The organism is Massilia varians, from assembly GCF_027923905.1.
GTDB classification, from domain to species: Bacteria; Pseudomonadota; Gammaproteobacteria; order Burkholderiales; family Burkholderiaceae_D; genus Telluria; species Telluria varians_B.
Genome location: NZ_AP026966.1, coordinates 5189838 through 5203342, shown reverse-complemented (window position 1 = coordinate 5203342; position 13505 = coordinate 5189838). Strand labels below are relative to the sequence as shown.

Below are 13505 nucleotides of genomic sequence, written 5' to 3'. Positions count from 1 at the left end.
TAAGTCTTATAAATACAAAAGGGCTTGTTGAAAATACGTAGCCTTTGTCAACTGTTGGTCTGATAAAATTGGAGGTTCCCCTCTAGTTTCAGGAAGGCTGCCCGGCATGGACTCGTCATCGGACAAGAAAGAAGAATTGCGTCAACAGCTGCGCGCCGCAGCGCTCGAATATCACCAGATTCCCCGCCCCGGCAAGATCAGCGTCACCCCAACCAAGGGCCTGCTGAACCAGCGCGACCTGGCGCTGGCCTACTCGCCGGGCGTCGCCGCGCCTTGCGAAGAGATCGTCAAGGATCCGGCCAACTCGTACAAGTACACGGCGCGCGGCAACCTGGTGGCCGTGATCTCGAACGGCACCGCCGTGCTTGGCCTGGGCAATATCGGCCCGCTGGCCTCCAAGCCGGTCATGGAAGGCAAGGGCGTGCTGTTCAAGAAGTTCGCCGCGATCGATGTGTTCGACATCGAGATCAACGAGAACGACCCGGACAAGCTGGTCGACATCATCGCGTCGCTCGAACCTACTTTTGGGGGCATCAACCTGGAAGACATCAAGGCGCCGGAGTGCTTCTACATCGAGCGCAAACTCCGCGAGCGCATGAAGATCCCGGTCTTCCACGATGACCAGCACGGCACCGCCATCATCGTCGGCGCCGCCATCCTGAACGGCCTGAAGGTGGTCGGCAAGGACATCAAGAACTGCAAGCTGGTGGTCTCCGGCGCCGGCGCGGCCGCGCTGGCCTGCCTCGACCTGATCGTCGACCTCGGCTTCCCGCTCGAGAACATCTTCGTCACCGACCTGGCCGGCGTGGTCTACAAGGGCCGCACCGAGCTGATGGACGAGGACAAGGCGCGCTTCGCCCAGGATACCCCGCACCGCTCGCTGGCTGATGTGATCCCGGGCGCCGACATCTTCCTGGGCCTGTCGGCAGGCGGCGTGCTGAAGCAGGACATGGTCGCGCAGATGGCGCCCAATCCGATGATCCTGGCGCTGGCCAACCCGAACCCGGAAATCCTGCCGGAAGACGTCAAGGCGGTGCGCAGCGACGCCATCATCGCCACCGGCCGTTCGGACTACCCGAACCAGGTCAACAACGTCCTGTGCTTCCCCTACATGTTCCGCGGCGCGCTGGACTGCGGCGCGACCACCATCACCCGCGACATGGAAATCGCGGTGGTGCATGCGATCGCCGACCTGGCCCACGCCGAGCAGTCGGACATCGTGGCCTCGGCCTACGGCATCGCCAACCTGTCCTTCGGTCCGGAATACTTGATTCCGATGCCTTTCGATCCGCGCCTGCTGACCCACATCGCCCCGGCGGTGGCCAAGGCGGCCCAGGACGGCGGCGTCGCCACCCGTCCGATCGAGGACCTGGCCGCCTACGCCGAGAGCCTGCAGCAGTTCGTGTACCGCAGCGGCACCTTCATGAAGCCGCTGTTCTCGGTGGCCAAGGCCGCGCCGCTCGAAGCCAAGCGCATCGTCTACGCCGAGGGCGAGGACGAGCGCGTGCTGCGCGCGGTGCAGGTGGTGGTCGACGAGAAGCTGGCGCGCCCGATCCTGGTCGGCCGCCCGGCGGTGCTGGAAAAGCGCATCGAGAAGTTCGGCCTGCGCCTGAAGCTCGGCCAGAACGTCGACGTGATCAATCCGGACTACGACGAGCGCTACCGCGACTACTGGCAGACCTACTACGAGATGGCCAAGCGCAAGGGCGTGACCGTCGACCTGGCCAAGATCGAGATGCGCCGCCGCCACACCCTGATCGGCGCCATGATGGTCCACAAGGGCGACGCGGACGGCCTGATCTGCGGCACCTACGGCACCACCTGGATGCACCTGCACTACATCGACCAGGTGCTGGGCAAGCGCGCCGGCAGCAAGGTGTACGCGGCGATGAACTTCCTGATCACCCCGGACCGCCAACTGGCCATCGTCGACACCCACGTCAACGAGAACCCGGATGCCGAGGAACTGGCCGAGATCACCGTCATGGCGGCCGAGGAGATGGAACGCTTCGGCATGCAGCCGCGCGCGGCCCTGCTGTCGCACTCGAACTTCGGCACCGCCAACAGCGCCTCGGCGCAGAAGATGCGCGCCGTCCTGCCGCTGGTCCAGGCGGCCAAGCCGAACCTGGAAATCGACGGCGAGATGCACGGCGACACCGCGATCGAAGCCAAGGTGCGCGCCAAGATCATGCCGAATTCGGCCCTGACCGGCGACGCCAACCTGCTGGTGATGCCGAACATCGACGCCGCCAACATCTCCTACAACCTGGTCAAGAGCGCCGCCGGCAACGGCATCGCGATCGGCCCGGTCCTGCTGGGCTGCGCGCGTCCGGTGCACATCCTGACGCCATCGTCGACGGTGCGCCGCATCGTCAACATGACAGCCCTGTGCGTGGTGGATGCAGTGTCGCAACGGTAAGTAAGTACTGACACGCAATAGAACGTACGCCTGGCGCAGCACCTTGAGCTGCGTCAGGCGTTTTTGTCTCGGAATTTCACTATTTGTCTTCGCACAAATACAACGGTAACAATCCGTAAGCGGGCGCCGCATGACACCCTTTTCGGGGCATAATGTCGAGATAAGTGTTGTATTTATTGCACCAGTTTCTATTGTGCAAAGCTAGACAACACCACCTCTCTGATACAATCCCGGCTTTCCTGAGTCTGGCCGCCTGCAAGACCATCTTCAAGAACCCAAGAACATGCAAACAACGAAAAGAGCCCTGATCACTGGTATTACCGGCCAGGATGGCGCCTACTTAGCGCAGATTCTCCTGGAGAAGGGTTATCACGTGACCGGCACCTTCCGGCGCTCCAGTTCGGTCAACTTCTGGCGCATCGAAGAGCTCGGCATCGACAAGCATCCGAACCTGGCGCTGGTCGAATACGACCTGACCGACCTGTCCTCGAGCATCCGCCTGGTCGAAAGCAGCCGGCCCGACGAGGTCTACAACCTGGCGGCGCAGAGTTTCGTCGGCGTGTCCTTCGAGCAGCCGGTCACCACCGCCTCGATCACGGGCCTGGGCGCGGTCCACCTGCTGGAAGCGATCCGCATCGTCAATCCGAAGATCCGCTTCTACCAGGCTTCCACGTCCGAGATGTTCGGCAAGGTGCAGTCCATTCCGCAGGTCGAAGAGACGCCGTTCTATCCGCGCAGCCCCTACGGCGTGGCCAAGCTGTACGCCCACTGGATGACCGTCAACTACCGCGAGTCCTATGGCATCTACGGTTCCTCGGGCATCCTGTTCAACCACGAGTCGCCGCTGCGCGGCCGTGAATTCGTCACCCGCAAGATCACCGACTCGGTCGCCAAGATCGTCCTGAACAAACTCGACGTGCTCGAACTGGGCAACCTCGACGCCAAGCGCGACTGGGGCTACGCCAAGGAATACGCCGAAGGCATGTGGCGCATCCTGCAGGCCGACGAGCCCGACACCTTCGTGCTGGCCACCAACCGCACCGAGACCGTGCGCGACTTCGTCACCATGGCCTTCAAGGGCGCCAACGTCGACATCGAGTTTTCCGGCGAAGGCGAGGACGAAACCGGCCGCTGCGCCCGTACCGGCAAGACGCTGGTGCGCGTATCGCCGAAGTTCTACCGCCCGGCCGAAGTCGACCTCCTGATCGGCAATCCGGCCAAGGCCAAGCGCGTGCTCGGCTGGGAGCCGAAGACCACGCTCGAAGAACTGTGCCAGATGATGGTCGACGCCGACCTGCGTCGCAACGAAATCGGGTTCTCGTTCTAAGATCATGGAACGCATGGCCACGGACGACATCCCGGCCTTCATCGGCGGGAGGGAAGGCGAGGGACGCCGCGCGCTCATCACGGGCCTGCGCGGTTTCACCGGCTACTACATGGCGCAGGAGCTCACGGCTGCCGGCTACCGTGTCTACGGCACCGTCATGCCCGGCGAAGAGCTCGGTCCGGATATCGTCGCGGTCGACCTGTGCGACCGCGACGCCGTGGCGCGCATGGTCGACGAGGTCCAGCCCGACGTCGTGGCCCACCTGGCCGGCATCGCCTTCGTGGCCCATTCCGACGCTGAACTGATCTACCGGGTCAACGTGGTCGGCACGCGCAACCTGCTCGAAGCGCTGGCGGCCGGCAAGCACCGCCCCACCAGCGTGCTGCTGGCCTCCTCGGCCAACATCTACGGCAATGCCAGCGTGCCCGTCATCGACGAGAACGTGACCCCAAGCCCGGCCAACGACTACGCCGTCAGCAAGCTGGCCATGGAGTACATGGCGCGCCTGTGGATGGACAAGCTGCCGATCACCATCGCGCGCCCGTTCAACTATACCGGCGTGGGCCAGACCGACAACTTCCTGCTGCCGAAGATCGTGTCCCACTTCCGCCGCAACGAGAAGCGCATCGAGCTGGGCAACCTGGCGATCGCGCGCGACTTCTCCGACGTGCGCATGGTGGCGCGCGCCTACCGCCGCCTGCTGGCCGTGGCGCCCGCCGGCGAAGCCTTCAATGTCTGCTCCGGCAGCTCGCACTCGCTGGCCAACCTGATCGACATGATGAGCGAGATCGCCGGCTACCACATCGACGTGCACGTCAACCCGGCATTCGTGCGCGCCAACGACGTGCTCACGCTGTCGGGCAGCAACAGCAAGCTCACCGCCGTCATCGGCCAACTCGACCCGACGCCGCTGTCCGAGACGCTGCGCTGGATGTACCTGGCGTGAGGGTCGGCGGTCTCACCGTCGGGCTCGGAACGACCATGATCGAACCGGGCCTGACCGGCGGCCGCCTCGACGGCATCGGCGTCTACACCCGCGCACTGATGCGGCACCTGCCGCGTACCGGCTGTACCGTCGTGCCGTACTCCTGGCCGCGTGTCCGCTCCAAGGGGCAGGACATCAGCATCGGCCAGCCCATGCCGCAATCCTTCGAAGCGGCCTCGCTGGTCGACCTCGCCACCCCTGCCGCGCACCGTGTCCACATGCCGGCCGACCTGTTCCACGTGACCGATTACCGCATCGTGCGCATGGACTGCCCGGTGGTGGCGACCCTGCACGACGCCCTGCCGATCAAATACCCCGAGTGGTGCAACCCGCGCCTGCGCAGTGTCAAGAACTGGCTGCAGCGCAAGGCCGCCGCCAAGGCCGACCACGTTATCGCGCTGTCGCACTTCGCCATCGACGAACTGGTCGACTGCTTCGGCGTGGACCCGAACCGGGTCTCGGTCGTCTACTGCGGCGTGGACGAGGAATGGCTCGAGGCGCCCGACGAAGCGGCGATGGCCGCCACGCTCGCGCAATACAAACTGCGCGCTGGCTATTTCCTTACTGTCGGCACACTGCAACCGCGCAAGAACGTCGGCCGCCTGCTCGATGCCTGGCTGAGCTTGCCGAAGGCACTGCGCGACGAGCGCGCCCTGGTGGTGGTCGGCGCGCGCGGCTGGCGCTGCGAAGCGCTGGTCGCCCAGCTCGAGACGGCGCGGGCCGATGGCGAGAACGTGGTCTGGCTCGACAAGCTCACCGACGCGCAGCAGCTGCGCCACCTGTATGCGGGCGCGGGTGTGTTTGCCTTTCCTTCGCTGTACGAGGGCTTCGGCATCCCGGTGGTCGAGGCCTTCGCCTCGCGCGTGCCGGTGGTGGCCTCGAACGCCAGCTCGCTGCCCGAAGTGACGCAAGGCGCCGCGCTCGAGGTCGATCCGCTCGACACCGGCCTGCTGGCCAGCGCGCTGCAGACCCTCGCCAGCGACGCCCGCGAGCGCGCGCGCTGCATCGCCGCCGGCCGCCAGCGGGCCGAACAACTTACCTGGCACGCTACCGCACGGCAGACCGCCGAGGTGTACCGTGCGCTACTTTCGCAGTAAGCTTCCAAACATGCGTGTCCTTCATTTCTACAAGACGTACTTCCCGGACTCGGTCGGCGGCATCGAACAGGTGATCCGCCAGCTGTGCGTCGGCACGTCGCGCCTGGGCGTGACCAACACCGTGCTGTCGCTGTCGCGCCAGAAGAACCTGGCCCCGATCCAGTTCGACGGCCACGTCGTGCACCGCGTGCCGCAGAATTTCGAGATCGCCTCGAACGCCTGTTCGCTGCAGGCGATCGGCGCGCTGTCGCGCATGGCGCGCGAGGCCGACGTGGTCCACTACCACTTCCCGTGGCCCTTCATGGACCTGGCGCACTTCATGGCGCGCGTGAACAAGCCGACCGTGGTCAGCTACCACGCCGACATCGTGCGCCAGAAGCACTGGCTGCGCCTGTACCAGCCGCTCAAGCACCGCTTCTTCGACAGCGTCGACACCGTCGTTGCGGCCTCGCCCAACTACCTGGCCTCGTCGAACGTGCTGCAGCGCTACCGCGACAAGACCCGCGTCATCACCTACGGCCTGGACAAGTCCACCTATCCGCAGGTCGACCCGTGCCGCCTGGCGCACTGGCGCGCCAAGGTCGGCCCGAAATTCTTCCTGTTCGTCGGCGTGCTGCGTTATTACAAGGGCCTGCACGTCCTGCTGGAGGCGGCGCAGGGGCTGGATTATCCGATCGTGATCGTCGGCTCGGGGCCGGAAGAACAGGCATTGCGCGAGCAGGCGGCGCGTCTCGGCCTGAGGCACGTGATGTTCACCGGGGGAGTCGACGACGCCGACAAGGCGGCGCTCCTGGGCCTGTGCTATGCGATGGCTTTCCCCTCGCACCTGCGGGCCGAGTCCTTCGGCATCTCGCTGCTCGAAGCGGCGATGTACGGCAAGCCGATGATCTCCTGCGAGATCGGCAGCGGCACCACCTACATCAACCAGCATGGCGAGACCGGGCTGGTGGTGCCGCCTTCCGATGCCGCGGCGCTGCGCCGCGCGCTGCAGGCGCTGTGGAACGACGCGGAGATGGCGCGCCGCATGGGCGTGCGCGCCGAACAGCGCTACCACGAGCTGTTCACGTCGGAGCAGATGGCGGCCAACTACACCGACCTGTACAAGGAACTGGTGGCGCGCAAGGCCACCGCGAACGCGCGCGGCAGCGTCGGGCTGGCCGGCGTGCCGCCGACGCGTTGAGGTTTTCGTAGGGTGGTCGGCTGTGCCGACCGCGCGTTCAAACAGTGGGTGAGCAAACGTGACGTCATTTCAACCGGTGGCTGAACGCGCGGACGGCGAAGCCGTCCACCCTACGACGTCCGATCAGTACCAGCATTAGCGATAACGCTTAGGCTTCCGCCCAGCGCTCCTGCACCGCCCGCACCGCCGGCATCTGCTCGATGAACAGGTCCACCAGCGCCGGGTCGAAATGGCGCCCCTTCTGCTCGCGCAGGAAGTCCAGCGCTTCCTGCTCGGTCCAGGCCCGCTTGTAGGGCCGTTTCGAGGTCAGCGCGTCGAACACGTCGGCGATCGCCACGATGCGTCCGACCAGCGGGATGTCCTCGCCGCGCAGCCCGTGCGGGTAGCCGCTACCGTCGTACTTCTCGTGGTGGGTCAGCGCGATCTGCGCGGCCAGCGCCAGCATGCCACCGTCGTGCTCGCCGATGATCTCGGCGCCGATCGTCACGTGGCTCTGCATGATCTTCCATTCGTCCGGATCGAGCGGCCCGGGTTTCTGCAGGATGCGGTCGGGGATGCCGATCTTGCCGACGTCGTGCATCGGCGCGGCGTGCAGCAGGTCGTCCGCTTCCACCTCGCTCAAGCCCGCCGCGATGCCGAGGATGCGCGAGAAGTGGCTCATGCGGATCACGTGCAGCCCGGTCTCGTTGTCCTTGTATTCGGCGGCCAGGCCGAGGCGCTGGACGATCTCCAGGCGCGTCGCCCGCAGCTCTTCCATGCGTACCAGCGACAGGTGGGTGCGCACGCGCGCACGCACGATCGGCGGGCTCACCGGCTTGGTGATGTAGTCGACCGCGCCGGCCTCGAAGCCTTCCAGCTCGTCGGCGGTGTCGGTGAGCGCGGTGACGAAGATCACGGGAAGCGCCGCGGTCTCCGGGTGTGCCTTGAGCGCGGCGCACACCTCGTAGCCGGACATCCCCGGCATCATCACGTCCAGCAGCACCAGGTCGGGAAGTTCCTGGCGCGCCAGTTCGAGCGCGCGCGCGCCGTCCTTGGCGAACAGCAGGCGGTAGTGGTCCTGCAGGATCTGGCGCAGCAGCTGCAGGTTGCTGGCTTCGTCGTCGACCGCGAGGATCAGCGGCCGGTTGTTGGGTTGGGTCATGCTGGTCAATCCTGAAAAACTATTCCTGTTCGCCCAGCGTGGCCATCACGGCCTCCAGCTGTTCCAGGGCGGAGTCGAATTCGAAATCGCCGATCGCGCTCTGGATCTGGGCCACGCGCGGCGCCACCGGGTGGCCGGCCAGCGCCGCCGCCAGCCCCGACAGGGCGGCATCGTCGAGGGCGCCGCGGCGCAGCGCCTGCAGCAGCACGCCGCCGGCGCGGCGCGCGCGCGCCAGGTCATAGGGCGCCGCCTCGGGCGCGACGGTCGGCTGGGGGCTGCCGGCGCGGATCGCGGCCAGCGCGTCGCCCAGGGCGGCGGTGGCGGTGTCCAGCGCCTGGGCGGCCTCGCGCTCGTCGGTCGGGACGGTGTTGGTGGCCTGCTCGAGCCTGGTCAGTGCGTCGGACAGCTGTTCCAGGCCGACATTGGCGGCAACGCCGCGCACCTTGTGCGCCAGCATGCGCAGCTGCTGGTGCGAGCCGCCGGCCGCGTGCATCTTCAGCGTGGTGGCCAGGTCGGCGTACTGGCGGCCGAAGTGATCGAGCGCCTCGGCATACACGTCGGCCTTGTCGGCCCAGCGGTGCAGGCCGGCGCGGCGGTTCAGCACCTCGCGCGCCGCGGCGGGCAGCGCAAGCGCGTCCCGGTCTGCCTGGGCCTGCTGCTGGTCGAGGCCGAGCACGCGCGCGATCTCGTGCGACAGCGTGAACCAGTCGACCGGCTTGGTGGCGAAGCCGTCCATGCCCACTTCGACGCTGGCGCGGCGGTGTTCTGCCAGCACGCTGGCGGTCATCGCGATCACCGGCGTACGGCGTTTGCCGGTGGCCGCCTCATGGGCGCGGATCGCGCGCGTGGCGGACAGGCCGTCGAGGGTCGGCATCTGGAAGTCCATCAGCACCAGGTCGAAGTCGCCCTCCTTGGCCTGCTCCAGCACGGCGGCGCCATCGGCCACGGCGGTGAGCGTGTGGCCGCGGCGCGCCATCAGGAGCTGCAGCAGCTCCAGGTTCTGCGGTACGTCGTCGGCAGCCAGCACGCGCAGCGGCGGCAGCACCGCGGCGCTGCGCACGCGCGGCGCCTGCTGCGCGAAGCGCGCCAGCACCAGCGGCAGATGCACGTGGAAGCTGGTGCCCTTGCCGAGTTCGCTCTCGGCCCAGATCTTCCCGCCCATCAGCTCGACCAGCTGCTTGCTGATGGTGGTGCCCAGGCCGGTGCCGCCGAAGCGGCGCGTCATCGAGGCGTCGGCCTGGGTGAAGGGATCGAAGATCGCCTGCAGGCGTTCCGGGGCGATGCCGATGCCGGTGTCGCTGACGATGATGCACAGCTGGTCGCCCTCGGCACGCACGCGCAGGGTCACGGTGCCTTTCTCGGTGAACTTGATCGCGTTGTCGAGCAGGTTGGTGAGCACCTGGCGCACCCGCAGCTCGTCGCCGCGCAGGCCGGTCGGCAGCGCCGGATCGTAGTGGATGTCGAGGTGCAGGCCCTTGGCGCGCGCATTCGCAGCCAGCGTGGACGACAGCTCGTCGATCAGGGACAGCAGGTTGTAGTCGTTCTGCTCCAGCTCCACCGCGCCCTTTTCCAGCTTGGCGGTGTCGAGGATCTCGTTGAGCAGGCGCAGCAGCGCGCGGCCGGCGCTGCGGATGGTGTCCAGGTGGCGCCGCTGTTCCTTATTCAGCTCACCGTCGAGCAGCACGTCGGTGAAGCCGAGGATCGAATTCATCGGCGTGCGGATCTCGTGGCTCATGTTGGCGACGAAGGTGGCGCGCGCGGCGGCGGCCTGCTCGGCCTTGTCCTTGGCATCGCGCAGCGCGTCTTCCATCTGGCGGCGCTCGGTGATGTCGAGGATGACCCCGTCGAGCCAGGTGACCGTGCCCTCGTCGTCGCGCACGCCGCTGCCGTTTTCCCACAGCCAGCGCACGCTGCCGTCCTTGTGCAGCAGGCGGTATTCGACCAGGTAGGGCCGCTCTTCGCGCAGCGCGGCTTCCAGTTCTTCGTTCACGCGCACGCGGTCGGTCGCATGGATCAGGGTGCCGAACAGGCGGCGCGGCTGGTCGCCCAGGAAGTCGGCGGCCGGATAGCCGGTGACGCGTTCGACCGCGTCGCTGATGAAGACCATCGGCCACTGGCCGTCCAGCGTGCAGCGGAAGGAAATGCCGGGGATGTTGGCGATCAACGAGCGGAACTGCGCTTCGCTGGCATGCAGCGCCTGCATGATGGCGCGGCGCTCGCTGATGTCGGTGATGAAGCAGACGAACAGGTCCTGCTTGTCCAGTCGCGCATGGCCGATGGCGCGGCGGATCGGCACCAGGCTGCCGTCCTTGCGCTTGCCCATGATTTCGCTGCTGCCCGACATCGCCGGGGTGTAGCCGTCGGTGATCAGGCCCAGCAGGCCGTCATGCGTGGCCGCGTCGTCGTCCGCGACCAGCAGGCTGGCGCTGCGGCCGACGATCTCCTCGCGTTGCCAGCCGAAGATGCGCTCGGCCGAGGCGTTGAATTCGGTGATGGTGCCGTCGCGCGCGATGGTGATCACGCCGTCCACCGTGGTGGTGAGCAGGGCGCGCATCCAGGCTTCGCTGCGGCGCAGTTCGAGGAACATCAGGCGGTAGCGTAGCAGGCCGTTGGCCGCGACCACCAGGCCGGTGAAGACCATGGTGATAAGCGAGATGGCCAGGGCCAGGAATTCGCTGTTCGAGGAGCTGGCGCCGCCCGGCTCGACCTGGCCGACGAAGCGCGCGGCGGCCATGCCGGTGTAGTGCATGCCGGCGATGGCGCAGCCCATCACGATGGCGGCCAGCAGCAGGCGGCGCGATTCGCTCAGCGAGCGGAAGCGCTTCAAGCCGAAGCGCACGCCCAGCGCCAGCGTGGCCAACACCACGGCCACCACGATCGACAGGGCGAACATGGCCGGGTCGTAGCGCAGTTGCAGGCCCATCTGCATGCCGGCCATGCCGGAATAATGCATGGCGCCGATGCCGGCCCCGACCAGCACGCCGCCGACCAGCAGGCCGACTGCGCCGAGGCGCTGGCGCGAGATCAGCGACAGCGCCACCGCCGAGGCGCCGATGCTGGGCAGCGCCGACAGGATGGTGGTCAAGGGGTCATAGGTGATCGGCGTGCACAGCTTAAACGCCAGCATGCCGATGAAGTGCATGGCCCAGACGCCGGCGCCGAGGGCGAGGCTGCCGCTGCCGAGCACCAGCGCGCGATGGCTGCGGCTGGCGGCCGCCTGGCCCGCGATCTGCAAGCCCATCCAGGATGAGAAAATGGCGATCAGGACCGACAGCAGGACAAGGCGCGGCTCATGGACGCCAAAGGTGAGCAGCGACGGATCGTCCGGAACCGAAAATAATTGCAGCATGGGGCGGCTTTTGCGGTGATTGGGCAGTGAAAAGCGCCCGGGAAAGGTCTCAGCAGTATCTCATTTTCACAAAGGAAAGTCTCGTTGAAGGCAGGAATCATGCGGGCTTGACCCGTGTTTTTGTCGCGCAGGCGCCACCCCCGCCGGCCGCTGTAACGACATGCATTGCGGAGAAAATCTTTGTAGTGCTACTCTGCGTTAGTAAATCAACACGAAGCGCGTCTGGCTAGCGCCAACGCAGGCGATCCAGCCAGGAAAGAACCTTGCTTACTCGAATTCTCGCAGTCGCATTCGCCGTCGCCAGCGCTGCCGTCGGCGCAGCCGAGGCGACGGCGCCCGCCGCCAGGCCGCGGCTCCTCATCACGACCGAAACCTCGGCTCCGTCGAGCATGCTGGAAGGCACGCGCGTGACCGGCATGGCCACCGACAAGGTGCGCGAAGCCATGCAGCGCGCCGGCGTCGACTACAGCATCGAGCTGCTGCCCTGGAAGCGCGCCTACCTGTCCGCGCAGCAGCGCCCGGATGCCTGCGTGTACTCGACCTCGCGTACGCCGGAGCGGGAAGGCTTGTTCAAATGGGTCGGGCCGACGGCAGTGGCCGAGTGGGTGATGCTGGCGCGCGCCGACCGCAAGCTGCTGCTACGCAGCCTCGAGGATGCGCGCGGCCTGCGCATCGGCACCTACAACGGCGACGCCCGCGACGCCTACCTGCGCGCACGTGGCTTTCGTGTCGACGCCGCCCACGAGGATCTCGCCAACGCCGGCAAGCTGCTGCTCGACCGCATCGACCTGTGGGCCGCCAGCCTGCGCACCGGCACCACCATCCTGACCCGCTACGGCTACGACAAGAAAATCGTGCCGCTGCTGGTGTTCAACCGGATCGAGGTCTATTTGGCCTGCAATCCGGGAGTGCCCGATGCCGTCGTGGCACGGCTGAACGCGGCCTTTGCCGCCATGGAGCGCGACGGCACGGCGCGGCGCATCGAGCGTCGTTATGAGAACTGGGGTGGGCCGCGCAGGCAGCCGTGATGTTCGCGCGCGCGGACTGGCCAGCGCTAGCGATGATCGAGGTGTAAATTATTTCGACGGAAATGTCGAGATCAATCGGGAGGGCAGCTTGATGTCACTGCCATGCTGGTGGGTGGTGCCTCCGGCCGGAATCGAACCGGCACGCCTTTCGGCGCTTGATTTTGAGTCAAGTGCGTCTACCAATTCCGCCACAGAGGCCCAATAGCAGGCGCGCATCTTAGCACATCGATTGCACGGATGACCAGCACCGGCAAAAGTATTGCGTCGAAGACGCCGGTGACGGGCCGTGAAGGCCCGTGCCGCCTGCATGCTCAGCAGGCAATGCGCTGCTGCAGCAGGCGCAGGCTGCCCACCGGGCCGACCACCTGCAGCGTGTGCAGCTGCACCGCCACTTCGATCGAGCCCTCGCGGCCGCGCAGCCAGGGCAGCGGGCGGAAGTAGCTGATGCGGTCGGCGTCGGACCTGGTGCGCCGGTAGCCCAGCGACACCAGCGCTTCGTCGAGGGTGCTGAGCATGTGGTGGGAGTCGAAGCAGGTGCGCATCTCGAAGCTGCCCGGACCCATCATGGCAACCGGCAGCAGCCCGCCGACCAGGGCGGGCAGCACGATGAAGGGCAGCGGGGTTTCCGGGTCGATGAGGTGCAGCGTCAGCATCAGCAGCGGCAGGCCGACGGCCATGGTGAGGGCCCACGGGAACAGCTGCCGCCAGGTAGCGGGACGCCGCAGGAAGAAAGGCCGCTCGCGAATACGAACAATTTCCGAAAAGGTAACGCTTTTCATCATATCTCCTCGCAGCGCTGCTCGATCGGTTGCGCCCGCATGGCAACAAAAAACGACCTGTTTTATTGTGCCGGTCTAACTTACAGGGCAGTTGACTCCGCTCAAGCGCGCCATCTTGCATACATAGGTTCTCACATCAGGCTGGTGTACCGCGCACCGGTGAAAAAGATGCAGGAATCGTGCCAGAAGCAAAAAAGGCC

At 66.3% G+C, this 13505-nt stretch carries 9 protein-coding genes and 1 tRNA gene; 6 read left to right on the top strand and 4 right to left on the bottom strand.

The window, feature by feature from the left end; all coding sequences use genetic code 11:
• Positions 1-106 precede the first annotated feature (106 nt).
• The 5 genes from MasN3_RS23460 to MasN3_RS23440 all read left to right on the top strand — a co-directional run bounded on the left by MasN3_RS23460 (position 107) and on the right by MasN3_RS23440 (position 7008).
• On the top strand, positions 107-2419 hold the full coding sequence (locus MasN3_RS23460; protein ID WP_281910633.1) for an NADP-dependent malic enzyme: 2313 nt from the start codon (positions 107-109) through the stop codon (positions 2417-2419).
• A gap of 283 nt (positions 2420-2702) precedes the next feature.
• The gene (gene gmd, locus MasN3_RS23455) at positions 2703-3746 is read left to right on the top strand and encodes a GDP-mannose 4,6-dehydratase (RefSeq protein WP_281910631.1); all 1044 of its coding nucleotides are present in this window, start codon (positions 2703-2705) and stop codon (positions 3744-3746) included.
• A 13-nt stretch (positions 3747-3759) separates the two neighbouring features.
• Positions 3760-4692: a GDP-mannose 4,6-dehydratase gene (locus MasN3_RS23450; RefSeq protein WP_281910630.1), complete on the top strand. Its 933-nt coding sequence runs from the start codon at positions 3760-3762 to the stop codon at positions 4690-4692.
• Positions 4693-4727: 35 nt separating this feature from the next.
• Positions 4728-5828, top strand: a complete 1101-nt coding sequence (locus tag MasN3_RS23445; RefSeq protein ID WP_281910629.1) for a glycosyltransferase family 4 protein — start codon at positions 4728-4730, stop codon at positions 5826-5828.
• A gap of 10 nt (positions 5829-5838) precedes the next feature.
• On the top strand, positions 5839-7008 hold the full coding sequence (locus MasN3_RS23440) for a glycosyltransferase family 4 protein (protein WP_281910627.1): 1170 nt from the start codon (positions 5839-5841) through the stop codon (positions 7006-7008).
• A gap of 148 nt (positions 7009-7156) precedes the next feature.
• On the opposite strand, the gene MasN3_RS23435 is transcribed toward MasN3_RS23440, so the two are convergent.
• Together MasN3_RS23435 and MasN3_RS23430 are read right to left on the bottom strand one after the other, a co-directional pair.
• Entirely contained in the window at positions 7157-8149 is a 993-nt protein-coding gene (locus tag MasN3_RS23435) for an HD-GYP domain-containing protein (protein ID WP_281910626.1), read from the bottom strand.
• 19 nt (positions 8150-8168) lie between these two features.
• Positions 8169-11498, bottom strand: coding sequence for an MHYT domain-containing protein (locus MasN3_RS23430; RefSeq protein WP_281910625.1), 3330 nt, complete (start codon positions 11496-11498; stop codon positions 8169-8171).
• A gap of 263 nt (positions 11499-11761) precedes the next feature.
• On the opposite strand from MasN3_RS23430, the gene MasN3_RS23425 reads away from it, so the two are divergent.
• Positions 11762-12526: a substrate-binding periplasmic protein gene (locus MasN3_RS23425; RefSeq protein ID WP_281910624.1), complete on the top strand. Its 765-nt coding sequence runs from the start codon at positions 11762-11764 to the stop codon at positions 12524-12526.
• Between the two features lie 113 nt (positions 12527-12639).
• On the opposite strand, the gene MasN3_RS23420 is transcribed toward MasN3_RS23425, so the two are convergent.
• Together MasN3_RS23420 and MasN3_RS23415 are read right to left on the bottom strand one after the other, a co-directional pair.
• A tRNA-Leu gene (locus tag MasN3_RS23420) sits at positions 12640-12724 on the bottom strand.
• Positions 12725-12837: 113 nt separating this feature from the next.
• Positions 12838-13305: a hypothetical protein gene (locus MasN3_RS23415; RefSeq protein ID WP_281910622.1), complete on the bottom strand. Its 468-nt coding sequence runs from the start codon at positions 13303-13305 to the stop codon at positions 12838-12840.
• Between the last annotated feature and the right edge of the window lie 200 nt (positions 13306-13505).